Source organism: Undibacterium sp. GrIS 1.2, assembly GCF_040544435.1.
GTDB lineage: Bacteria > Pseudomonadota > Gammaproteobacteria > Burkholderiales > Burkholderiaceae_D > Undibacterium.
In genome coordinates this window covers 105,416-128,154 of record NZ_JBEONP010000006.1, presented here as the reverse complement: position 1 = coordinate 128,154, position 22,739 = coordinate 105,416, and the positions used below count along the sequence as shown (strand labels likewise).

The 22,739-nt window shown below is 46.8% G+C and carries 18 protein-coding genes; 16 read left to right on the top strand and 2 right to left on the bottom strand.

The features are described from left to right. Window positions 1-136: 136 nt before the first annotated feature. On the bottom strand, window positions 137-1,366 hold the full coding sequence (locus AAKU61_RS04270) for a pyridoxal phosphate-dependent aminotransferase (protein ID WP_322119185.1): 1,230 nt from the start codon (window positions 1,364-1,366) through the stop codon (window positions 137-139). A 319-nt stretch (window positions 1,367-1,685) separates the two neighbouring features. Between AAKU61_RS04270 and AAKU61_RS04265 the strand changes: the two genes are divergently transcribed. The 16 genes from AAKU61_RS04265 (at window position 1,686) to AAKU61_RS04190 (ending at window position 20,235) form a co-directional block, all read left to right on the top strand. Beyond that, window positions 1,686-2,063 carry an Mth938-like domain-containing protein gene (locus AAKU61_RS04265; RefSeq protein ID WP_354329924.1) on the top strand — a complete coding sequence of 126 codons (378 nt, stop codon included), beginning with the start codon at window positions 1,686-1,688 and terminating at the stop codon, window positions 2,061-2,063. Next, complete coding sequence (locus AAKU61_RS04260; protein ID WP_354329922.1) at window positions 2,060-3,736, top strand: glycosyltransferase family 39 protein; 1,677 nt, start codon at window positions 2,060-2,062, stop codon at window positions 3,734-3,736. Before AAKU61_RS04265 ends, AAKU61_RS04260 begins: the two co-directional genes overlap by 4 nt. Before the next feature lie 70 nt (window positions 3,737-3,806). Then, complete coding sequence (locus AAKU61_RS04255; protein WP_354329920.1) at window positions 3,807-4,178, top strand: EamA family transporter; 372 nt, start codon at window positions 3,807-3,809, stop codon at window positions 4,176-4,178. Between the two features lie 138 nt (window positions 4,179-4,316). After that, entirely contained in the window at window positions 4,317-5,444 is a 1,128-nt protein-coding gene (locus AAKU61_RS04250; protein WP_354329918.1) for a DegT/DnrJ/EryC1/StrS family aminotransferase, read from the top strand. A gap of 16 nt (window positions 5,445-5,460) precedes the next feature. Next, on the top strand, window positions 5,461-6,426 hold the full coding sequence (locus AAKU61_RS04245; protein ID WP_354329916.1) for a glycosyltransferase: 966 nt from the start codon (window positions 5,461-5,463) through the stop codon (window positions 6,424-6,426). Between the two features lies 1 nt (window position 6,427). Further along, the gene (locus tag AAKU61_RS04240; protein WP_354329914.1) at window positions 6,428-7,384 is read left to right on the top strand and encodes a formyltransferase; all 957 of its coding nucleotides are present in this window, start codon (window positions 6,428-6,430) and stop codon (window positions 7,382-7,384) included. Between the two features lie 87 nt (window positions 7,385-7,471). Beyond that, entirely contained in the window at window positions 7,472-8,512 is a 1,041-nt protein-coding gene (locus AAKU61_RS04235) for a bifunctional UDP-4-keto-pentose/UDP-xylose synthase (RefSeq protein WP_322119192.1), read from the top strand. Window positions 8,513-8,522: 10 nt separating this feature from the next. After that, window positions 8,523-9,470: a polysaccharide deacetylase family protein gene (locus tag AAKU61_RS04230; protein WP_354329912.1), complete on the top strand. Its 948-nt coding sequence runs from the start codon at window positions 8,523-8,525 to the stop codon at window positions 9,468-9,470. Window positions 9,471-9,638: 168 nt separating this feature from the next. Continuing rightward, window positions 9,639-10,115 carry a peroxiredoxin gene (locus AAKU61_RS04225; RefSeq protein WP_322119194.1) on the top strand — a complete coding sequence of 159 codons (477 nt, stop codon included), beginning with the start codon at window positions 9,639-9,641 and terminating at the stop codon, window positions 10,113-10,115. 118 nt (window positions 10,116-10,233) lie between these two features. Beyond that, window positions 10,234-12,024, top strand: a complete 1,791-nt coding sequence (locus AAKU61_RS04220) for a PhoH family protein (RefSeq protein WP_354329910.1) — start codon at window positions 10,234-10,236, stop codon at window positions 12,022-12,024. 422 nt (window positions 12,025-12,446) lie between these two features. Further along, a complete protein-coding gene (locus tag AAKU61_RS04215; RefSeq protein WP_322119196.1) occupies window positions 12,447-12,929 on the top strand; it encodes a MarR family winged helix-turn-helix transcriptional regulator in 483 nt (160 codons plus the stop codon). Between the two features lie 43 nt (window positions 12,930-12,972). After that, window positions 12,973-14,490, top strand: coding sequence for an efflux transporter outer membrane subunit (locus AAKU61_RS04210; RefSeq protein ID WP_354329908.1), 1,518 nt, complete (start codon window positions 12,973-12,975; stop codon window positions 14,488-14,490). Further along, window positions 14,487-15,716: an HlyD family secretion protein gene (locus AAKU61_RS04205; protein ID WP_354329907.1), complete on the top strand. Its 1,230-nt coding sequence runs from the start codon at window positions 14,487-14,489 to the stop codon at window positions 15,714-15,716. Before AAKU61_RS04210 ends, AAKU61_RS04205 begins: the two co-directional genes overlap by 4 nt. Then, complete coding sequence (locus tag AAKU61_RS04200; RefSeq protein WP_354329905.1) at window positions 15,716-17,335, top strand: DHA2 family efflux MFS transporter permease subunit; 1,620 nt, start codon at window positions 15,716-15,718, stop codon at window positions 17,333-17,335. The genes AAKU61_RS04205 and AAKU61_RS04200 overlap by 1 nt, the downstream gene beginning before the upstream one ends. A 387-nt stretch (window positions 17,336-17,722) precedes the next feature. Then, the gene (locus AAKU61_RS04195; RefSeq protein WP_354329903.1) at window positions 17,723-19,297 is read left to right on the top strand and encodes a sensor histidine kinase; all 1,575 of its coding nucleotides are present in this window, start codon (window positions 17,723-17,725) and stop codon (window positions 19,295-19,297) included. A 149-nt stretch (window positions 19,298-19,446) separates the two neighbouring features. Then, the gene (locus AAKU61_RS04190) at window positions 19,447-20,235 is read left to right on the top strand and encodes a substrate-binding periplasmic protein (protein ID WP_354329901.1); all 789 of its coding nucleotides are present in this window, start codon (window positions 19,447-19,449) and stop codon (window positions 20,233-20,235) included. A 261-nt stretch (window positions 20,236-20,496) separates the two neighbouring features. Here AAKU61_RS04190 and pbpC read toward each other — a convergent pair whose 3' ends face one another. Then, window positions 20,497-22,734: a penicillin-binding protein 1C gene (gene pbpC, locus AAKU61_RS04185; RefSeq protein ID WP_354329900.1), complete on the bottom strand. Its 2,238-nt coding sequence runs from the start codon at window positions 22,732-22,734 to the stop codon at window positions 20,497-20,499. Window positions 22,735-22,739: the final 5 nt, after the last annotated feature.

Genomic DNA, 22,739 nt, shown 5'->3' with positions numbered 1-22,739 from the left:
CTTTCATCTTGCCAGAAATGGCCGCTCCTTTCTCATCTATTTTGCGCTTCTCGCAATAAAATTACTCTCCGGTGTTTCGTTTTGCAAGAACCTCTTATGAATAAACTTTACCAACAAGCTATAAAAACAAGCCTTGCTAATTCGTACCATGACGTCTGCGATAACCCTCCAGAAAACTGGCAATTCGCCCGAATGCTTCCGTCAAATCATCGGAATTAGGTAAAAACACGACGCGGAAATGATCTGGATGTATCCAGTTAAATCCTGTTCCTTGTACCAGCAAGACCCGCTGCTCGGTGAGCAAGTCATGAATAAATTCTTGATCATCCTTGATCGGATACATCTTAGGATCAAGTTTAGGGAACATATATAAAGCGGCTTTGGGTTTGACACAAGTCACACCGGGAATATCGGTCAGTAGTTTATGCGCCAGATCACGTTGTTTTAACAGACGACCGCCAGGACCGACCAGATCATTGATACTTTGATAGCCACCAAGGGCTGTCTGGATTGCAAATTGTCCGGGCGCATTCGCGCATAGACGCATGGAGGCGAGCATATTCAAGCCCTCAATGTAATCTTTGGCATGACGTTTCTCGCCAGAGACCACCATCCAGCCTGCCCGATAACCACAAGAGCGGTAATTTTTGGACAAACCATTTAAGGTTAAGAACAGGACATCGTCTGCTAGCGATGCGATTGAGGTATGTGTCGCTTCGTCATACAAAGTCTTATCGTAAATCTCATCCGCAAAAACGATCAATTGATGCTGACGGGCGACTTCAACGATTTGCTGCAAAATTTCAACCGGATATAAAGCACCGGTAGGATTATTCGGATTGATGACAACGATCGCCTTAGTATTCGGCGTGATCTTACTTTTGATATCGTCTATATCCGGCATCCAGTCCGCGGTTTCGTCACAGACGTAGTGCACAGGTTTACCGCCAGACAAACTGACTGCGGCTGTCCACAAAGGATAATCCGGCGCTGGCACCAAGACCTCATCGCCAGAATTGAGCAAAGCATTCATGCTCATCACGATCAACTCAGACGCGCCATTACCGAGATAGACGTCCTCAATAGTGACACCACGGATATGTTTCTCCTGGGTGTAATGCACGACCGAACGACGCGGTGCGAACATCCCTTTAGAGTCGGTATAGCCTGCAGCATTTTGCATGTTCAGTATCATGTCCTGAACAATTTCATCAGGAGGATCAAAATTGAATACGGCCAGATTGCCGATATTCAGTTTGATGATCTTATGTCCCTCATCCTCCATCTGTTTGGCTTTTTCCATGACGGGGCCACGGATGTCGTAACAGACGTCTGCTAATTTTTGTGATTTTTGTACGGGTCGCACTGATGCAATCCTCTATAAAATAAGTCTAAATTGGTGCGAGGCTGCAAGATGATAGTTCATTGATGGATCACCTCAGTCAATCTATCGTTGATTGCTGCACTGCCGGATTGTGCATTTTGCCCAATGAACACCGTTTTATCAATTCGTTTCGAGAATTTGTCTAATTTTGTTTGCTTTTGGTGAGTTTTAACAAAAATTACAGGGCATTGATTGGATAAACCCATGTGATCAGTCGAGTATGAGATATCAATGGCAGAATGCGCCAGCCTTTGAGAAAAAAAGCTACAATGCGCCAATCTTGAGACTTACGCCTGCATCCATGAAGCTACATTCAACTCAAACTCAGCAATACCAGACTGTCACTGCCTACGATCAACAAGGCGTGGAATTTAATGCCAAGCGCTTTGAACATAGTCTGATCGTTTTACCCGAAGTCGCTCCCGCACTTTGGAATGTTACGCATTTTGATTCCTTAACTGCCGACGATTTTGCGCAGGTGAATGCGACCAAGCCCGATGTCGTGATTTTGGGCACGGGTGTACGTCAGCGTTTTATCCATCCTAAATTAATCTCTGTATTGACGAGTCAGCGCATCGGTGTCGAATGCATGGACAATCAAGCTGCCTGCCGCACCTATAATATTTTGATGGCAGAGGGGCGCAAAGTCGCTCTGGCCTTGATTATGGAATCTGCATGAAACCAAGCCGCTCGCCTTACGACTCCCCCGCTACGCTTTGGCTGATCGCGATTGTTTTTACCTTGCTCTGGTTGTATATGTTGGGTGCACGAACTTTGGTGCCAACGGACGAAGGTCGTTATGCCGAGATGGCGCGCGAAATGGTAGCTACCGGCGACTGGATTACGCTACGTTTAAATGGCATTAAATATTTTGAGAAGCCACCACTGCAAAACTGGATGAACGCCATCAGTTTTGAACTTTTTGGTCTTGGCGAATGGCAAGCCAGATTGTGGACTGGATTATGCGGTTTGTTAGGAGTTGCAGGAACCGCTTATACCGGCGCCAAAGTATTTAACCGTCGGGTGGGTATCAGTACTGCGCTGGTTTTGGGTTCCAGTTTTTTATGGTTTGGTCTAGGTCATATCAATACGCTAGACATGGGCTTGTCCGGCATGATGACCTTGAGCTTGTGCGGTTTGCTATTAGCGCAAAAAACCAACGCTAGTGCTAGTGAACAGCGTTATGGCATGTTGCTGTGTTGGGTCGGGATGGCGTTGGCGAGTATGTCAAAAGGACCGATTGGCTTGGTCTTGCCGGGGGCTGTACTCGTCATTTATACCTTGGTAACGCGTGATTGGGCGCTCTGGACACGTCTGCATTTGGGTAAAGGCTTGATCGTCTTTTTCTTGATCACTGCTCCCTGGTTTATTTTGGTCTGGCAAAAAAACCCCGAGCATCCCTATTTCTTTTTTATCCACGAAAATTTTCAGCGTTTTACCAGCAAAGTCCATCACCGTGAAGGCGCATGGTATTACTTCATTCCCATCCTGATACTGGGAATCATGCCTTGGCTGGGCTTGTTGCTACAAAGTCTTTGGTCGGGCTTGCGTGAGAAAACGATAGGGGAAAATTTTCAGCCTAAAAAGATGTTGCTGATCTGGTCAGTCTTTATCTTTGTATTTTTCAGCATTTCCGGATCAAAATTACCGTCTTATATTCTGCCAATTTTCCCTGCGCTGGCTTTGCTCGTCGCGGTGCAGTTGGAACGGACATCTATCCTTTCGTTGCGCATAGCAACAGGCTTATTTGGACTGATCGGACTGGCTGGTTTAATTTTTGCTGGTAAAGTTGGAGGCCTCACTAATGACGCATATGAAATCCCTCTTTATCAAGCTTACCAACCTTGGGTTTATGCGGCCGCGGCGGTTGCTTTTGCTGGCGGAATACTAGCGAGCTATTTTGTTGGACGGAATAAAGATGCCGCAGTTATAACTTTGGCGACAGCAGGATTTTTTGCTTGGCAAGCGCTGTTTCTAGGACATGAGCCATTAGGTCGTTATGGCGCGGGATTGCAACATATTGCTGAGATACAAGCAGAATTAACGCCTGCTACACAGATTTTCGCAGTGGGTCGCTATGAGCAATCACTACCTTTCTATTTGCAACGGACGGTCACGTTGGTGGAGCACCCAGACGAGATGGCGTTTGGACTCGGAATACAACCCGAGCTATGGATACCCAAGCGTGAAGATTTCGTAAAAAAATGGCGTGAAGACAGCCTGAGTGGCAAAGCAGATGTTGCAATTCTACGTACCGATATTTATCAGGCTTTTGTAAAACAAGGAGTGCCGATGCGCGTCATTGCAGAAGATCCAAAACGCGTTATTGTGTCAAATATACTTACTAAATAAATAAAACGACAAAGTAAGACAATCAATCCAATTAATCCAGCTAATCCGACTACAGGAACAAGACAATAATATGAACATCGGCACTTTTGGTTTTATTCTGACCGGCATTTTTTTAAATGCCTTTGCACAATTACTTCTTAAACAAGGCACCAAAGCAGTCGGTGCTATCCATTTAACAACAGAAAACTGGCTCCCTATAGGCTTAAAACTGGCGACACAGTTGCCTATCATTGGCGGCCTCACTTGCTACGTGGTGTCAGTGCTAGTGTGGATTGTCGGCCTGTCCAGGGTCGACGTCACTATCGCCTATCCGCTACTGTCTATCGGCTATGTCGTAAATGCCTTCTTTGCCTGGTACTTTTTAGGCGAGGTTATGTCGCTGCAACGCATCCTCGCTATTGGCATCATTATCATTGGCGTCGCTTTGCTGGTAAAAAGCTAAAGCATCGCTAAAAATCAACATAATTTGAAGGTAAATTAAAAAATAAGGGGAGTATGCCGATAAATACCCCTTATTGCCCAGACAATCTCTGGACGATTAAATTTACTCCATCCCAGTATATAAATAAAGGAATCAGCAATGACTACAGCACTGCCCTTCTTGCCATTTACAAAACCCACCATGGACGAAGAGACGATTACCGCTGTCGGTAATGTCTTGCGTTCTGGCTGGTTGACCAGCGGTCCTAATGTGCAGGCGCTGGAAGCGCAATTGTCCGAGTACTTTGGTGGTCGACCAGTACGCACTTATAACTCGGGCACGTGTACGATGGAAATCGCTTTACGTATTGCGGGCATCGGCTTGGGTGACGAGGTAATTACGACCCCAAATTCCTGGGTTGCTACCGCCAACGTAATTATCGAAGTCGGTGCTACGCCAGTATTCGTCGACATTGATCCACACAGTCACAATATTGATCTGGATAAAATTGAAGCCGCGATTACGCCACGCACTAAGGCAATTATCCCCGTTCACATGTGCGGCCTGCCCTGCGATATGGACAAACTGTATGCAATCGCAAAAAAACATAATCTGCGCGTGGTCGAAGATGCCGCGCAAGCCATTGGTTCGACCTGGAAAGGTCAGCGCATCGGTGCCTTTGGCGACTTTGCCTCATTCAGTTTTCAGGTCAATAAAAACATCATGACTGGCGAAGGTGGCTGCCTGGTCTTAAATAATGCAGAAGAAGCCCGCCTGGCAGAAAAATATCGATTACAAGGCGTCACCCGCAGCGGCTTGGATGGTATCGATGTTGATGTGCTTGGTGGCAAATACAATATTACCGATATTGCCGCCGCGATTGGTCTTGGGCAGATGAAGCATCTGGCAGAGTTCAACGCAAAGCGCAAAGCGCTGGCGCAGTATTATTTTGCGACATTTGGCAGCGAGTTCGAAGCACAAACAGGCGCAGAATTACCGGTCGCAGATTTTGAAAACAGCAACTGGCATATGTTTCATATTGTTTTGCCAGAACGCGTCAATCGTGGCGAATTTATGCAGCAAATGATGGATGTGGGCATCGGCCTCGGTTATCACTACCGTGCTATTCATTTGTTCAGCTATTATCGTGCTCGTGGCTTTACAGATGGCATGTTCCCGATCGCAGAGCGTGTTGGTAAGCAGATCGTCACATTGCCATTATTCCCAAGCATGACCGAAGCCGACGTAGAACGCGTCGTCTCTGCGGTAAAATCTCGCCTTTCCTAATTTTGAGTCCCGATTGATGAAACCAGAACTCTCCGTCGTCATCCCTGTTTATAACGAAGAAACCGGTCTACCGCAGTTGTACGCTCGGCTATATCCTGCGCTGGATGCGCTGGCTGCGCGTGGTGTTAGCTATGAGATCGTGTTCGTCAATGATGGCAGTCGCGACAATACGGCATTGATGCTGGCAGACCAGTTCAGGCTGCGTCCCGATGTTACTCGCGTCGTGTTATTTAGCGGTAATTACGGCCAACACATGGCGATACTGGCAGGCTTTCAGGCAACTCGCGGCGAGATTGTTGTGACACTCGATGCCGATCTGCAAAATCCTCCTGAAGAAATTGGTGCTCTGGTCGACAAGATGCGCGAGGGCTATGACTACGTTGGCTCTATCCGCCGCAAACGTCAGGACTCGGCATGGCGTACCTACGCGTCCAAAGCAATGAATCGCTTCCGCGAAAAAATCACCCGTATCAAAATCACCGATCAAGGCAATATGCTGCGTGCTTATGGTCGCAATGTGATCGACCTGATCAATCAATGCAGTGAGGTCAATACCTTCGTGCCAGCCCTTGCGTACACTTTCTCACGTAATCCGACCGAAATCACGGTGGAGCATGAAGAACGCGCTGCTGGCGAATCCAAGTATTCACTTTACAGCCTGATCCGCCTGAATTTTGATTTGATGACGGGCTTTTCTATTATGCCTTTGCAGTGGTTTTCTATGCTAGGGATGGTGCTGTCAGCCGCCTCTGCCCTGCTGGTATTTTTGCTCTTAGTTCGTCGCTTTATTTTGGGTTCGGAAGCAGAAGGCTTATTCACGCTATTTGCGATCGCTTTCTTTATGATGGGCGTGATTCTGTTCGGCATTGGTTTGCTTGGCGAATATGTTGGTCGTATTTATCAACAAGTACGCGGTCGCCCACGTTATGTGGTGCAAACAATTTTAGAACATACCGGCAATGATGTTTCAGAGACCAACTGAGATGACAGATAACAATCTCACTGGCATTGACGCCACCAATGCCAATGCGACTGCCGTTGTCTTTGCTTACCATAGCGTCGGTGTTCGCTGTATCAAAACCTTATTAGCTCGCGGTATCAGCATCGCGCTGGTTGTGACGCATGAAGACAATCCTGCTGAGACCATCTGGTTTGAATCGGTCGCTGCGCTTTGCAAAGAACACGGCATACCGACCATTACCCCAACCGACCCAAAGTCTGCTGAATTACATCAGCAAGTCGCAGCTATCGCGCCTGATTTTATTTTCAGCTTCTATTATCGCAACATGTTGCCCGTTAAACTATTAGGGCTGGCAAAACGCGGTGCCTATAATTTGCACGGATCTTTATTACCCAAATACCGTGGTCGTGTACCAGTCAATTGGGCAGTTCTGCATGGCGAAACTGAAACGGGGGCAACACTGCATGAAATGGCGCTTAAACCCGACGCTGGAGCGATCATCGCCCAGACCATGGTGCCGATTTTGCCAGACGACACGGCGTTTGAAGTATTTGGAAAATTAACGGTCGCGTCCGAACAAACCTTATGGTCAGCTTTGCCCGGCCTGCTCGCAGGCAATGCAATTAAGTTGAATAACGATCTGTCACAGGGAAGTTATTTCGGTGGACGTAAGCCAGAAGATGGTCGCATTAACTGGCAACACACTGCGCAGCAGGTGTATAACCTGCACAGAGCCGTTGCTCCACCCTACCCCGGTGCGTTTACCGAATTGAATGGTCAGACTTATGTTATCGGAAAAGCACGTTTATCAACAAACTTTCCTACTAACAATAGATCTGATTTGCCGACAGGCTTATGTGTAGTGGATAATGCTATCTTTGGCGTTTGCGGCGACGGTCGCGCGCTATCGATTATTGAATTATTATCCAATGGCAAAGTGGTTTCCCCTGAAGTTTTGGAAGCTGCCATCAAGGCTTAAAATTGGTTCAATCCAATGAAGCAGACATAATCAAAAAACGGTCGGCAAGAATAATAAGTAAATCAAATTTTAACTAAAGAAATCACCATGAAAAAAGTCCTCATTCTCGGCGTGAACGGTTTTATTGGCCATCACCTCTCCAAGCGCATCCTGGAAACTACTGATTGGCATGTCTATGGCATGGATATGCAAACCGAGCGTTTGGGCGACATGATCAATCACGAACGTATGCACTTTTTTGAAGGTGACATTACCATCAATAAAGAATGGGTTGAATACCACGTTAAAAAATGCGATGTCATCTTGCCATTAGTCGCCATCGCGACCCCATCCACTTACGTCAAACAGCCTTTGCGTGTGTTTGAGCTGGATTTTGAAGCCAACTTGCCTATCGTCCGCTCCGCAGCTAAATACGGCAAACATCTGGTATTTCCATCGACGTCTGAAGTGTATGGCATGTGCCATGACGAAGAATTTGATCCAGAACAATCAGAACTGATTTGCGGACCGATCAATAAACCACGCTGGATTTACTCTTGCGCCAAGCAACTGATGGATAGAGTGATCTGGGGTTATGGCATGGAAGGTTTGAATTTCACACTGTTCCGTCCTTTTAACTGGATCGGTGCTGGCTTGGATTCTATTCATACACCAAAAGAAGGCAGCTCACGCGTTGTGACGCAATTCTTTGGTCATATCGTCCGTGGCGAAAATATTTCTCTGGTAGATGGCGGCGCGCAAAAACGTGCATTCACTTATATCGACGACGGTATCGACGCCTTGATGCGTATCATCGCCAATAAAGATGGCATTGCCAGTGGGAAAATCTACAATATCGGCAATCCAACCAATAACTTCTCTATCCGCGAACTCGCGCACATGATGTTGACGTTGGCCGCTGAGTACCCGGAATATGCAGAAACAGCGAAAAAAGTACAACTGACAGAAACAACCTCAGGTGCTTATTACGGCGCAGGTTATCAAGACGTACAAAACCGCGTACCAAAAATCACCAACACCTGTGAAGAACTGGGCTGGGCGCCGACGACAGATATGAAAGACACTATGCGCAATATTTTTGATGCTTACCGTGGGCAAGTCGCCGAAGCCCGCGCATTGATGGACTAATCCAGTACCAATGCCAAGCATCGTTCTCAAAATTGACGTCGATACCTATCGCGGCACAAAAGAAGGCGTACCCAACCTGGTACGCCTTTTAAAACAACATCAAGCCGGTGCGACTTTTCTATTTTCTTTAGGCAAAGATCACACTGGCTGGGCATTGCGACGCGCATTTCGCCCCGGCTTCTTCAAAAAAGTATCCCGCACCTCGGTAGTTGAACACTATGGCATCAAGACTTTGATGTACGGCGTGTTTCTGCCCGCGCCGGATATCGGCAAAGACTGTGCCGCAGAAATGCGTGCGGTCAAGGAAGCTGGCTTTGAATGTGGCATCCACACCTGGGATCACGTGGTCTGGCACGACAATGTGCGCCAACGCGATGCAGCCTGGACCCAGAGCCAGATGCAGCAGGCGTATGCGCGCTTTACACAGATTTTTGGCGAAGTACCAAAGACGCATGGTGCGGCTGGCTGGCAAATGAATCCGGATGCGTTTGCTCAGTTAGACCAATTCGGTATTGCCTATGCTTCAGACGGTCGTGCGATGCTCAATGACGACGGCAGCTTGACTGATCCCGCAGCTGGACCGTATCGCTTACAGTCGAATGGCAAAACCTTCGCCTGTCTGCAAATGCCGACCACGCTCCCAACTTTGGATGAAGTTTTAGGGCGAGAAATTGACGGCGTAGTCATCAATGAGTCAAATATCGCCGCTAACATACTTAAATTAACGGCGACGCCAAGAAATCATGTATTTACCTTACATGCAGAACTTGAAGGACAGAAACTTGCCCCCATCTTTGACCAATTATTAAAGGGTTGGCGCGAGCAGGGTTACGATTGCATCTCCATGGCGACATATCATGACGCCATCAAAAACGATATTTTGCCGGTGCGTCCGATTACTTGGGCTGAACTGCCGGGACGATCGGGAGAATTGATCGCATTACTGCCTAGCAAGTAGCACAGTAGTAATTTCCAGGCGCCTCAGTCCGACTCTTTGCTTGAATTGATGCTGACCCGAATTGACTCAGGGCGGCATCTAAGTGTCTCGCATTTAAATGCCTCGCATCTAAGTGTCTAATTTAAGCTTCTCATTTAGCACATATTCAACCTATCTCAGGAGATCACCGTGGCCGATAGCCCATCAGCACTGCAATGCCAAGTTCCCGATTTTTCTGCCCCGATGACAAATGATAAAACTTTCCAGCTCAGTAATTTTGCTGGAAAAAATGTTGTCATTTATTTTTACCCAAAAGACAATACTCCCGGCTGTACGACAGAAAGTATGGCTTTCCGAGATTTATACGACAGTTTCCAGCAAGCCAATACCGAAATTTTTGGCTTAAGCCGTGACAGTCTGCGCTCTCATGAAGGTTTTAAAAGCAAACTGGGTTTGCCATTTGAATTGATTTCTGACCCGGATGAAACCGTTTGCAATCTGTTTGACGTCATGAAAATGAAGAGTATGTACGGCAAACAACATCGCGGCGTCGAACGCAGCACTTTTGTGATTGACGGCAGCGGTAAATTAGTGAAAGAATGGAGAGGAGTTAAAGTAGCTGGACATGTTGATGAAGTGTTGGAATTTGTGAGCGCAAACCAGTAATTGAAATCAAAAATTTTCTTCGAGAAAAAGCCGTGTATGGAAGTGTCCCGGATTAATCCGGCGTCATCCATAGCGGCTTTTTGACTTTTAAGCTCTCACACTTTTAGAAGAGGTCCTAATGCCCCTGCCCAAAATGCCGACAAAACCTGCGGCTCTGCTGTCCCCAAAGGATTATTCAAAAGCAGATAAAACCAAGTCTTTAAATGTCACTAAACCCGCTAGCAAACCGGAAACCAGATTGAGCCCGGTAGCGACAACTGCAGCAAGTAACGCCGTAAGTAACACCGCTAGCCGTGCACCAGCAGCCACGCCGATTAAGACCAATGTAGTCGCTCCGGTTAAGAATCCTGTTATAGCTAAAACGGCCATACCAGAAACTCAAGCCAAGGCTAGCCCGACAAAAATTAATGTAAAAGCGACTGAAAAACCAGTGCCTAAAACTGGCTCATCGGCACACGAACATCGTGTCAAGTCAGGTACTAGCCGGGCGGCGGATAAGTCGGGCGTAAAAAAATTATTTGTACTCGACACCAATGTACTGATGCATGATCCGTCATCGCTCTTCCGCTTTGAAGAGCATGATGTGTACTTGCCTATGATCACTCTGGAAGAGCTGGATGATCATAAAAAAGGCATGTCAGAAGTCGCACGCAATGCACGTCAGGTATCGCGCTCACTTGACGCTCTGGTTGGCGATATTGATCATCACGAAATTGAAAAAGGTATCTTGCTTTCCAAGTTAGGGAATAAAGACGCCAAAGGTCGCCTGTATTTCCAGACCAAATTGCAAAGCGCAGCATTGCCACAAGGCTTGCCTCAAGGTAAAGCAGATAACCAGATTTTGGCTGTGGTGCGCGCGTTAGAGGCAGAAACACCAGGTCGTCCTGTCGTATTGGTCTCTAAAGACATCAATATGCGGATAAAGGCACGCGCCTTGGGTTTGCCGGCAGAAGATTATTTCAACGATCATGTGCTGGAAGATTCTGATTTGCTGTACACCGGCATCGTGCAACTGCCAGATGATTTCTGGAACAAGCACGGCAAAGGGATCGAGACCTGGCAAGAAAATAAGAACGGTCTGAGCACCACGTTCTATCGCATTACCGGGCCGATTATTCCTAGTTTGCTGGTCAATCAATTTGTCTATCTGGAACCGAAAAACGGCGAGTCTTCGTTTTATGGTCATGTGCGTCAAATCAACGGCAAGACTGCTGTATTGCAAACCTTGCGTGATTATGGTCATGCCAAACATAGCGTATGGGGCGTAACTTCTCGTAATCGTGAGCAAAACTTTGCGCTCAACTTGTTGATGGATCCAGAATGTGACTTCGTCACCTTGCTGGGACAAGCAGGTACAGGTAAAACTTTACTGGCGCTGGCGGCAGGTTTAGCGCAAGTGCTAGAAAGCAAAACCTACAATGAGATCATCGTTACCCGCGTAACCGTACCGGTCGGCGAAGATATTGGCTTCTTACCAGGTACAGAGGAAGAGAAAATGTCGCCGTGGATGGGCGCATTTGACGACAATCTGGAAGTGCTAAATAAATCAGACAACGACGCAGGAGACTGGGGACGGGCAGCAACGCAGGATTTGATACGCTCCAAGATCAAAATCAAATCGCTGAACTTTATGCGTGGCCGTACTTTTGTGAACAAGTTTTTGATTATCGACGAAGCACAAAATCTGACGCCAAAACAAGTCAAGACCTTGGTCACTCGCGCCGGACCGGGCACAAAGATTATCTGTCTGGGTAACATCGCACAGATCGATACACCGTACCTGACCGAAGGTTCCAGCGGGCTAACTTATGTGGTTGATCGCTTCAAAGGCTGGGCGCACAGCGGTCATGTGACCTTGGCGCGTGGCGAACGTTCTCGTCTGGCAGATCATGCGAGTGAAATTTTGTAGATCACAATCGGGTCATTACTAAATAAGCTTTAGCAAAAGACTAGCGAACGCTTAAGTAAAAAATAAAAATCGGTGCATTCAATATGCACCGATTTTTTTATGCCCACAAATTTAGAAGGAAAGGGAAATTCATATACTCCCCGCCATTTTTTTAAAATATGCTCTACTGTCCAATGATTATATGGACGATTAAATATACTACCTAATAGTATATAAATAGATTTAATCACTCTCCCTGAATAAACCATCACTCCAGTAAAACTGAGAAGACTAGACGTTTTGAAGTCCCGGCGCAGCATCGTTAGTAGACAAGGATCAGCACAAGGATCAGCAACGCCAAATTAGTAACGCCAAGCAAGAAAATATTTCTTGATATAAAATCTTGCCCAGGCAACTAATTCATCCAGAAATTGATCAAAAATATGGCTCAGCCCTCCTCCACTTTTCCGCTCGACGTGTATCAGGTTGAAGAAAGCCTCGGCTATCTCATCTCTCGCGCGAAAACCATGCTGTCAAAATCAGTTGATGAATCGGTATCAAAACTAGGGATAACACATGCCCAGTCCAGCGTATTTATGATGCTAGCAACCGGTAAATGTGAGACCGCCGCCGAGCTGGCACGTGATCTTTTTATCGATGCTGGTGCAATGAAGCGCATGCTAGACAGGTTAGAAGTAAAAGGCTTACTCGTACGCGTTACAGACGAGAGCGACAAACGTCTGTTTAAATTGGAATTGACGCAAGCCGGACATGAATTAGTGCAGCATTTACCCGGCATCTATAACGATGTTTTAAATATCGGGTTTACGGGATTTAGCCCGGAAGAAATTGGTTTTTTAAGAAGCTTACTCAAAAAATTATTAGCCAACAGAACTTTATTAGAGCAAACAGCAGTTCCCAAATAATCATTGCCCTGACAAACATTATTTTTCTATTTCAATAAAAATCATGAAAATTCCATTCCAAAGACAAGCATCGATACGACTGGGCTTAGCCAGTAGCGTCTTTGTCTTGCTCACCGCTTGCGCCAATTTTAGTGGTATACAAAGCGATGCCAAGTTGAAGTCGTTTGAGTCCGGCGATAAAGCCAGCGCAACGGCAATGCAAAATGCAGCATGGCTCAATGCCAACTGGGCTAAAGATATTGGCGGACAAGCCTTGCAAGACCTAATTGACGCCGCAATTACCGATAGTCCGAGTCTACAAGTTGCGGCTGCCCGTGTTGCCAGTGCCAGAGCCATGATACAAGCCACGCGCGCCAATGAATTACCTAGTGTTGGCGCAAGTTTTGACAGTACCTACCAGCGCTTTACTGAGAACGGGTTAATTCCGCCGCCACTCGCCGGCGCTGTAGAAACAAATAACCAGCTAGCGTTGAATTTTTCTTACGACCTGGATTTTTGGGGTAAGCATTCCGCCGAAATGCGCACTGCTCTGTCGCAAGAAAAGGTCGCCTTGGCAGAGCAACAAAGTGCCCGCTTAATGCTGAGTACCGCAGTAGCGCATGCCTGGGTGCAGTTGCTGCGTCAATACGAGCAACTCGATTTGAGCACACAACAACTGGCAATACGGAATAAGTTTGATGAGATCACACGCCAACGCGTGAAGGCAGGTTTGGATAACAATACCGATATCCAGCAAAGCTTATTGCAAAGTGCGAATCTGCAATCGGATATCAACCAGTGGCAAGAAGCCATCGCGCTCACTCGCAATCAATTAGCAGCATTGCTGGGGCAAGCGCCTGAGCGTGGCCAAGCTATCGCCCGTCCACGATTTAATCCCAGTATGAATACGGCATTGCCTGGCGAATTGCCGTTGGCGTTCCTTGGTCGTCGCCCCGATGTTGTCGCGGCACGCTGGAGAGTCGAGTCTATGCAAAGCGAGATAGACACAGCAAAAACCCAGTTCTATCCGAATATCAATCTAATTGGTTTTGCCGGCTTCTCCAGTCTTGGTCTGACTAATTTATTGCAAGGTAGCAGCCGCATCGTTGGCGCTGGCCCTGCAATCCGTTTGCCGATATTTGAGGGCGGCATTTTGCGTGCGCAGTTAAAAGGCCGGGTGGCAGCGTATGACGGTGCAGTAGCGACCTACAACCAAAGCCTGACAGATGCCCTGCGTGAAGTGGCGGATCAAGTGCAATCGCTGAAAACAGCAGAGCTCCAAAAAAGTAATCAAAAAAATGCAGAAAAAGCGGCAGAGCAAACGATCAAACTGGCACAGCAGCGCCAACGTGTTGGCACAGCGAATGTCCTGCCAGTATTAGTCGCTGAAAATATTTATGTCTTACAGAAAAAATCTTCATTAGAACTACAGGTACGCCGTGCTGATTTACAAATCAATTTAATTAAAGCACTGGGAGGCGGTTACGAGATAGCACCAGAACTTCAGCTATCCCAACTACCGGCAAGTGCAGCATCAAATAATAACGCTCAATCAATCATTCACTCGGAGGCCGCACAATGAACGCGCCCGTTACTAATAATGGCACTAACGCCACAACTACAACTCCAGCAGCAACCTCAGCAACTTCGGCAACGACACCGCCACCGGGCAAAAAACGTCGTGGCTTATTGATTATCGTTACAATTGTGCTGGTCATCGTCGCGATTGTCTATGCCTTTTGGTGGTTCACTGTCGGACGTCATTTTGAGAATACAGAAGATGCTTACGCCGCAGGTAACGTGGTGCAAGTAACGCCGCAAGTCGCAGGTACGGTATTGGCAATTCATGCTGACGATACCGAGTTGGTACAAGTCGGCAAGCCACTGATAGAACTCGATCGTGCAGATGCCAAAGTAGCGCTTGATCAGGCCGAGGCACAACTGGCACAAACAGTCCGCGAAGTCCGAGTGTTATTTGCCAACAATGCGCCCTTGCAAGCCAATGTCAGCACACGTCTGACTGAAGTAGAACGTGCAAAATCCGATCTGGCCCGTCGTCAGCAATTGGTCAGCACGGGTGCCGTTTCCTCAGAAGAAGTTGATCATGCCCGTTCAGCAGTCCAAAGCGCAGAATCAGCCTTGCTGGCGGCACGTGAGCAACTGGCATCTAACAGTGTATTGACTGATCGTACCAATATTGAGCAACATCCAAACGTATTGCGCGCAGAAGCGCGTGTGCGTGAGACGTATCTGGCCTATGCCCGTACCAGCTTACCAGCGCCGATGTCAGGCTACATTGCTAAACGCTCGGTACAAGTCGGCCAGCGCGTCGCTGCTGGCGCACCGTTGTTGTCGATCGTACCGTTAAACTCTTTATGGGTAGATGCTAATTTTAAAGAAGTGCAATTAGCCCACATGCGCATAGGACAAGACGTGACTTTAGAGTCCGATTTGTATGGGTCTGATGTTGAATATCACGGTAAAGTTGCTGGCTTATCCGCTGGTACCGGCTCTGCATTTGCTTTATTGCCTGCGCAAAACGCCAGCGGTAACTGGATTAAAGTCGTTCAGAGGGTTCCGGTCAGAATCGCCTTAGATGAGAAAGAATTAGCCACGCATCCGCTGCGCATCGGTTTGTCCATGCAAGTCAAAGTGGATATCTCACAGCAAAACGGTAGCCCGGTTGCAGGTAGCGCACCGCTGCGCAATACCGCTAATTACAAAACGACGGTATTTGAACAAAGTGGCAAAGAAGCCGATGATCGTATCGCACAAATCATCCTCAACAACATGGGCAAGAAGCTGTAATGAGCACGTCTACCTCTGCATCGGACGGGTCGGAAGGGGCGAGCGCACCGCAAGGTAGTGCGCCTTCTGCTTCTGCCACTGCCGCGCCTTTTCCACCATTAAAAGGGGCTCAGTTAGCACTGGGCACTTTAGTGTTGTCACTGGCCACGTTTATGAACGTGTTGGATTCATCGATCGCAAACGTCTCAATCCCGGCGATTTCCGGCAACATGGGGGTCTCGCCGCAGCAAGGTACCTGGGTCATTACCTCTTTTGCGGTGGCGAATGCGATCTCGGTTCCCCTGACTGGCTTTTTGACGAATCGGTTTGGGCAGGTGCGCTTGTTCACCACCTCCATCCTGTTATTTGTTATCTCGTCCTGGCTATGCGGCATGGCTCCTAATATCGAGACGCTGATTGCTGCCCGTATTTTGCAAGGCGCGGTCGCCGGCCCGATGATCCCTTTGTCGCAATCATTGCTGCTTGGCAGTTACCCACCCGCCAAAAGTTCGATGGCGCTTGCCTTATGGGGGATGACGACGCTCGTCGCACCGATTATGGGCCCCTTGCTTGGGGGCTGGATTTCAGATAATTACACTTGGCCGTGGATTTTTTACATCAATATTCCGGTGGGACTTTTCGCGGCATGGACAACCTGGTCGATTTATAAAACACGCGAATCCAAAATTAAAAAACTGCCAATTGACGTCGTCGGATTAGGCTTGCTCGTGATCTGGGTTGGCTCTTTGCAAGTGATGTTAGATAAAGGCAAAGAATTAGACTGGTTTAACTCTGGCGAGATTATTTTGTTAGCCGTAATTGCCGCAGTTGGTCTGATCTATTTTGTGATCTGGGAGCTTGGAGAAGAACATCCTATCGTTGACCTGTCGCTGTTTAAAGGACGCAACTTTAGCGGTGGTGTGGTAGCGATTTCTGTCGGCTATGGTTTGTTCTTTGGCAGCCTGGTAATCATGCCATTATGGCTGCAAACACAGCTTAGCTATACCGCGACGGAGGCAGGCAAGGTGATGGCGCCGGTCGGTGTTTTTGCGATTATCTTGTCACCGCTGATCGGTAAGTTTTTACCAAAACTGGATGCGCGCAAAGTAGCCACTACAGCGTTTATTTTATTTGCCGTGGTCTTTTATATGCGGGCACAATTTACAACAGATGTGGATACGATGACCTTGCTGATTCCAACCTTGATTCAAGGTGCAGCGATGTCGATGTTCTTTATCCCGCTGACCTCGATTATTTTGTCGGGTCTAACGCCAGATAAAATTCCGGCGGCGTCTGGCTTATCTAACTTTGTACGTATCATGTGCGGCGGTATGGGCGCATCCATCGCAACCACCATCTGGGATAGCCGCACCACCTTGCACCATGCGCAATTGACTGAACATACGGGCAGCAACTATCCCGCGTTTGTTCAGAGCATGCAAGCGTTAATGCAACAAGGTCTGCCAGAAACGGGAGCGTGGGCAGTGATAGACAGAACCATGTCAATACAAGCAAGCACGATGGCGGCGACGGATATTTTCTACTTATCGTCGTTTATGTTCTTATCGCTAATTGCGCTGGTATGGATCACCAAACCGAAAAAGTCGTCTGCACCAATCGATGCCGGAGGAGCACATTAAGTAGAAATTACCTATACTCCCCCATAATTTATTAAAAAACAGGCTATAGACCAGAAATTACATGGACAGTAAAATATACTAGACGGGAGTAAGATAATTTATAGCAATGTAAGTATCGGCATCAGCAATACCGTCAGACAATGATTCATTGCAGGCTAAGTTCGGGTCTGCATCAGTATGGCCAGTGGAGTAAAGCGTATGGAGTAAGCCCCCCAAACGCTTTACTCCATTTTTTTCCACTAAAGCTTTTGTTAGTTTTACATCACTATTCGTATTTTTTCTCTAATGTGTTTTATAATCATTTGCACATGAGCAAGAGATTCACATCACCGACTGTTCGCTAAATTTTTAGCGTCCCACTAACCCCAGTGGAACTGGTATTTTCTAATGAAAAAACCGCATCTCAGCATACAGATCGCCATTTTGCTTGGCATATTAACTGGACTGCTCGTACCCGCCTTTATATCTGGCTGGATATTCATATGGGGCGTAGAGAGAAATGCCGCAGTAGAGCAGCAAAAAAGTGATCTGCAAAGAATTACCAATATGCTGGCGCTAAATTTGCGCGACCCAGTCTGGAACAAAAATCCCTCTGCAATCCAAGATCAGGTAGAAGCCGCTATGGCAACCCCTGCCATCACCAAAGTAGAAATATTTGAAGGCGACAAATCCATTTTCCGTAAAAGCTTACCGGAACGAAAAATAGGTAGCGTCGTCGTCAGCGCCCAACCAATTTTGTATCAGGGCGAAGTCTTAGGCCGTGTTGAAGTCGGTCTTGATAGCGGTTATTTAGATGCCGAGTTTTTGCGGCGCATAAGAAACTATGTCGGCAGTATCGCCCTCCAATTAATCGTTTCACTGATCATCATTTTAGTGCTGCTGTATTACCGCTTTGTACGTCCAATCCATCAACTAAGGCTAGACGCAGACCGGCTTGCACTAGGCAATTTTGCGACGCCGATCCGGCCTTACCGCGATGATGAGCTTGGCAGCCTGGCCGATAGGCTAGAGGTAACCCGCAACACACTTAACCAGCTACTGGCCGAATTAGCGGATAAAAATAAGCAATTACAAGCCGACCTGATTGAGAGAGAAAGAAACGAGCAAATCATTCGGGATCTGAATGATTCACTTGAACGCAAAGTGGAAGCCCGTACGGTAGAGCTAAATCAATCGCAAAATGAATTAATCAGATCAGAAAAACTCGCAGCGCTAGGATCGCTGGTCGCTGGAGTTGCACATGAACTCAATACGCCAATTGGCAATGCGCTTCTGGTATCGACCTCGTTCCTGGATAGAAGTAAAAACTTCTCTGCTAATTATCAGGCCGGATTATTGAAACGCTCAATCTTAGAAGACTATACCAACGCGTCGGTTGAAGCAGGCCAATTAATTATTCAAAATCTCAATAATGCAGCCGAACTCATCAGTAGCTTCAAACAGGTTGCGGTTGACCAGTCAAGTGACAAACGACGTACCTTTAACCTTAAATCAGTCATCAACGAGGTACTGGCAACGCTTCATCATTTACTTAAAAAAACACCGCATAAAATTAATACCGTCCTGGAAGACGACATCATGATGGACAGTTATCCAGGCGCCATTGGGCAAATGATTACTAATTTCTTTAATAATTCACTAGCGCATGGATTTGATTCCGAGCATCTCGGCATCATTAGTATTTATGTTAAAAAATTACCTTTGGGTCAAATTGAATTTGTCTTTATGGATAACGGCAAAGGTATTTCACAAGAAAATATTAATCGGATTTTCGACCCCTTCTTCACTACAAAACTGGGGCAAGGCGGCAGTGGTCTTGGTCTGAATATTGTCTACAACATCGCCAATGACGTGCTTGGTGGAACCATCTTAGTGGACAGCAAAACGGGACATAACTCGTATACAAAATTCATCCTCACTTTACCCATAGTCGCACCCAAAACAAATACTATTTTGACCTGAAATACGCGATTAAGAATTCAATCGAGAGAATCAGGTACCGCATACATGCCGCAGATTTCAGATGTATTTTCAGATACGAATAACTTCATGCTAAACCCTGTGACTACGACTACATATTAGACCTTGGAATTTTTATCGAAGGATTACGAATGAAACGTCAATTTTTCTATTTTTTTCTTGCCAGTTATTTTGTATCAGCAGTCGGCTCAAGCGCGTACGCAACTGAAAAAGTGATTCTCTTAGGTGACGATGATTATGCACCCTACTCTTATGTAGAAAACGGTCAGTTTAAAGGGATGTATGTAGAGCTGTTGCATAAGGCGTCTGAGTTATTAAAACCAGCTTATGAGGTAGAGCTTAAACCAAGGCCTTGGAAGCGAGGTTTAGCTGATCTGGAAAGCGGCGCGTCCTTCGCTTTATTCCCGCCCGGGTTTAAAAAAGAACGCACTTATATCTCCACTTACTCTGTCGTGCTTTACACGGAAACGGTCGTACTCTTTTGTAATCCGGATGTGATGGCAGCCCCAAGAAAAAAATTCCCGGACGACTTTACAGGTTTAACGATAGGCGTCAACGCTGGTTTTCTTTTATCGTCCAGACTGATCGACGCAGCTAAGGCAGGCAAAATTACTTTGTCAGAAGCCAAAGGTAATGAAGCCAATATAAAAAAACTAGCAGCAAAACGTATCGCCTGCTACGCAACTGATAGAGGCGCTGCTTTTTATACGACAAAAAAATTACAAGCTGATCCGGATCTGAACAATTTCAAACTACAAGGAGAGGCACTTGAGTTATCTGGTGAAGAAACATTTATTGGCTATAGCGTCAATAATAATCCTGCGTATAAAGCGGACTTTATTATGAAGATGAATGCAGCGATTGAAACGATTAAAAAAAATGGTAGTGCTGCGAAGATTGAAAGTAGTTATTTGAAGTAGATAGTATTACTCTAAAAAAGAGGATTTTTCTATAGAAGCGCTTCGTGACTTTCTGCATTTTTTCAATGACGCCTCACCTACAAAGCAACGAATCGTACTTGCAAACTTGCATGCAAGATTGGACGCCGTTGAACGTTATACTAAGCCGATAGAAGAGGATGACATTCCTTTTTAAACTAGTAAAAATCACAGACCATACTCTTGGCTATACTCGAGCAGAATCAAAAATAAAACTCTGCTCTAGTTGATCTGCTAATCAAGCTATTTTGACTTCTTAGTATTTTTTCTTATCGCAAGCTGAGCTCCGCGCACCTCGAACCGGATCTCGTCCACAACCAAACCTTTGCTATCAACAAGCTGCAATAGATGTTTGCCCGGCCATGGCATCCAGTCAATTTGTGCCAGTTGGCCTGACTGCGATTTTGTTTTGCCAGGGTTGCTCAAACTTCGGCCATCTAATATCCATCCACCCTGCTGTAATCCCTGTGTAGCAAATCGTATGCGTTGCCTATCTGGTGGAATGTCTGGATCAAGGGCAACCAACATCCCTGCAGTGGGATAAGTGATCGACGGTCTAATTTCGTTTGATTTTGCGATGGCGATGTGGCTTTGCTCAGTCCCTTTGATGAAATATTCATTCCTTGGCGCTTCTAATTGATCGTCGTAGCTAATCGAGTGCATAACGACATCATCGGGAACAGTTCTGGTCAATTCTTTTTTAGCGGTACTCTTCGTGTTTGAAACCGACCGGTTTAAATATTGCATGACCTCTTGCCAGATCGGCGCAGCACCTGTTACGCCAGACACATCCCACATCGGCGCGCCGGATGCATTGCCAACCCATACGCCTACGGTATAGCGGTCAGAATAACCAATGCACCAGTTATCTCGCATGTCTTTGGATGTCCCGGTTTTTACCGCAGACCAAGAGCGTATAGACAAGGCGTTCTCTAATCCAAAGGTTACAGCTCGCGCAGTGCGATCGGACAAAATATCGCTGATGATAAACGTCGCAGCAGGCGATAATCTGGGCAGCATTACAGACTTGGGATCTTTTTCGCTGGTGCGGATAGCGCTATATTTACCCTGATTGGCTAGTGTCCGATATGCATTTGTTAAGGCTTGCAGACTCACATCAGCACTGCCTAACGCCAGACTGTAGCCGTAATAATCACCCTCTTCACGCAAAGAAAATCCCAGACTCTGTAAGCGTTGAAAAAACAGTTGAGGAGTGACTGTGACCAGAGTGCGCACGGCAGGAATATTTAACGACGATGCCAAGGCAGTGCGTACGCTAACCAAACCTTTAAAATGTTTGTCGTAATTTTGCGGAATATACAAACCGGATGCGGTGGGTAAATTGATGGCGGAGTCGTCTAAGATGGATGCCGCAGTCAACCATTTTTTCTCTAAGGCCAGTTCGTATAAAAACGGCTTCAGGGTTGATCCGGCCTGACGTAAAGCAAGGACTCCGTCTACGTGGCGGGCATCGGACAGGTTACCGCTGGAGCCAACCCATGCGAGTACATCGCCACTAGCATTATCTAGTACCAGAACTGCGCCATCTTCAATATTGCGGTCAACCAAAGCAGATAACTGTCGTGTTAGAGCATCTTTTGCGAATTGCTGGGTTCCGGCATCCAAGGTAGATCGCAGAGAATGCATGTTCGCGTTCAATAACTTATTTGCTAAATGCTGCGCAAGATGCGGTGCTAATTGAGGTCCATTGCTGACATTAATTAAATCGGATTTAGCCGTCAGTCGCGCAAAGTAGAGCGAAGTTTGTCCTGCCAGATTTTGACAAAATGCCGGAGCACCCTGATCTTTAAGGATATTGCAGGCACGCTCTGCCACTTTGGTATAGGTTGCATTGGGTGCGCGGAGCAAGGCTACAGCAATTGCTGCCTCAACTTGATCCAAGCCACTGGGATGCTTGTCAAACATAACCCGTGATAAGGCGTGTACGCCAACTAACTCACCACGGAATGGTACGAGATTTAAGTACGCTTCGAGGATTTGATCTTTGCGCCAGCTGCGCTCCAGCCATTGCGCCACCAATACCTGAGTGAGTTTTTGGGTAGTTGTGCGGGCATTGGATTTACGGCGTAAATCCTCTTCGAGTAAGCCCGCTAATTGCATTGTAATAGTAGAGGCACCGCGGGTTTTGCTATTCCACAAATTGCCCCAGGCAGCGGCGGCCACGGCGTTCCAATCTACACCGCTATGCTGGTAAAAACGTTTATCTTCCGACGCGATTAAAGCATTTCTAATCGCCGGAGAGACATCTTCCAATTTGACCCAGGCGAGCTTGCGCTCTTTTTGATTAAGCCTTAATTGATGAACTACAACCCCGTGCCTGTCTAGCAAAAACCCTTCTGACGAGACAAAGTCAGCCTGTACTTCTTTAAAACTGGGCACCGCGTTAGCGATGCCTGCGGCTAAACTCAATGCACAGACAATGGACGCGGTGCAAACGAATCTGATCCAACGGTACTTCATCAATC

What these genes read in the sequence shown, in the direction of transcription:
- AAKU61_RS04265 (WP_354329924.1), top strand. Translation starts at nt 1,686, where the DNA reads ATGAAGCTACATTCAACTCAAACTCAGCAATACCAGACTGTCACTGCC.
- AAKU61_RS04260 (WP_354329922.1), top strand. Translation starts at nt 2,060, where the DNA reads ATGAAACCAAGCCGCTCGCCTTACGACTCCCCCGCTACGCTTTGGCTG.
- AAKU61_RS04255 (WP_354329920.1), top strand. Translation starts at nt 3,807, where the DNA reads ATGAACATCGGCACTTTTGGTTTTATTCTGACCGGCATTTTTTTAAAT.
- AAKU61_RS04250 (WP_354329918.1), top strand. Translation starts at nt 4,317, where the DNA reads ATGACTACAGCACTGCCCTTCTTGCCATTTACAAAACCCACCATGGAC.
- AAKU61_RS04245 (WP_354329916.1), top strand. Translation starts at nt 5,461, where the DNA reads ATGAAACCAGAACTCTCCGTCGTCATCCCTGTTTATAACGAAGAAACC.
- AAKU61_RS04240 (WP_354329914.1), top strand. Translation starts at nt 6,428, where the DNA reads ATGACAGATAACAATCTCACTGGCATTGACGCCACCAATGCCAATGCG.
- AAKU61_RS04235 (WP_322119192.1), top strand. Translation starts at nt 7,472, where the DNA reads ATGAAAAAAGTCCTCATTCTCGGCGTGAACGGTTTTATTGGCCATCAC.
- AAKU61_RS04230 (WP_354329912.1), top strand. Translation starts at nt 8,523, where the DNA reads ATGCCAAGCATCGTTCTCAAAATTGACGTCGATACCTATCGCGGCACA.
- AAKU61_RS04220 (WP_354329910.1), top strand. Translation starts at nt 10,234, where the DNA reads ATGCCCCTGCCCAAAATGCCGACAAAACCTGCGGCTCTGCTGTCCCCA.
- AAKU61_RS04215 (WP_322119196.1), top strand. Translation starts at nt 12,447, where the DNA reads ATGGCTCAGCCCTCCTCCACTTTTCCGCTCGACGTGTATCAGGTTGAA.
- AAKU61_RS04210 (WP_354329908.1), top strand. Translation starts at nt 12,973, where the DNA reads ATGAAAATTCCATTCCAAAGACAAGCATCGATACGACTGGGCTTAGCC.
- AAKU61_RS04205 (WP_354329907.1), top strand. Translation starts at nt 14,487, where the DNA reads ATGAACGCGCCCGTTACTAATAATGGCACTAACGCCACAACTACAACT.
- AAKU61_RS04200 (WP_354329905.1), top strand. Translation starts at nt 15,716, where the DNA reads ATGAGCACGTCTACCTCTGCATCGGACGGGTCGGAAGGGGCGAGCGCA.
- AAKU61_RS04195 (WP_354329903.1), top strand. Translation starts at nt 17,723, where the DNA reads ATGAAAAAACCGCATCTCAGCATACAGATCGCCATTTTGCTTGGCATA.
- AAKU61_RS04190 (WP_354329901.1), top strand. Translation starts at nt 19,447, where the DNA reads ATGAAACGTCAATTTTTCTATTTTTTTCTTGCCAGTTATTTTGTATCA.
- pbpC (WP_354329900.1), bottom strand. Translation starts at nt 22,734, where the DNA reads ATGAAGTACCGTTGGATCAGATTCGTTTGCACCGCGTCCATTGTCTGT.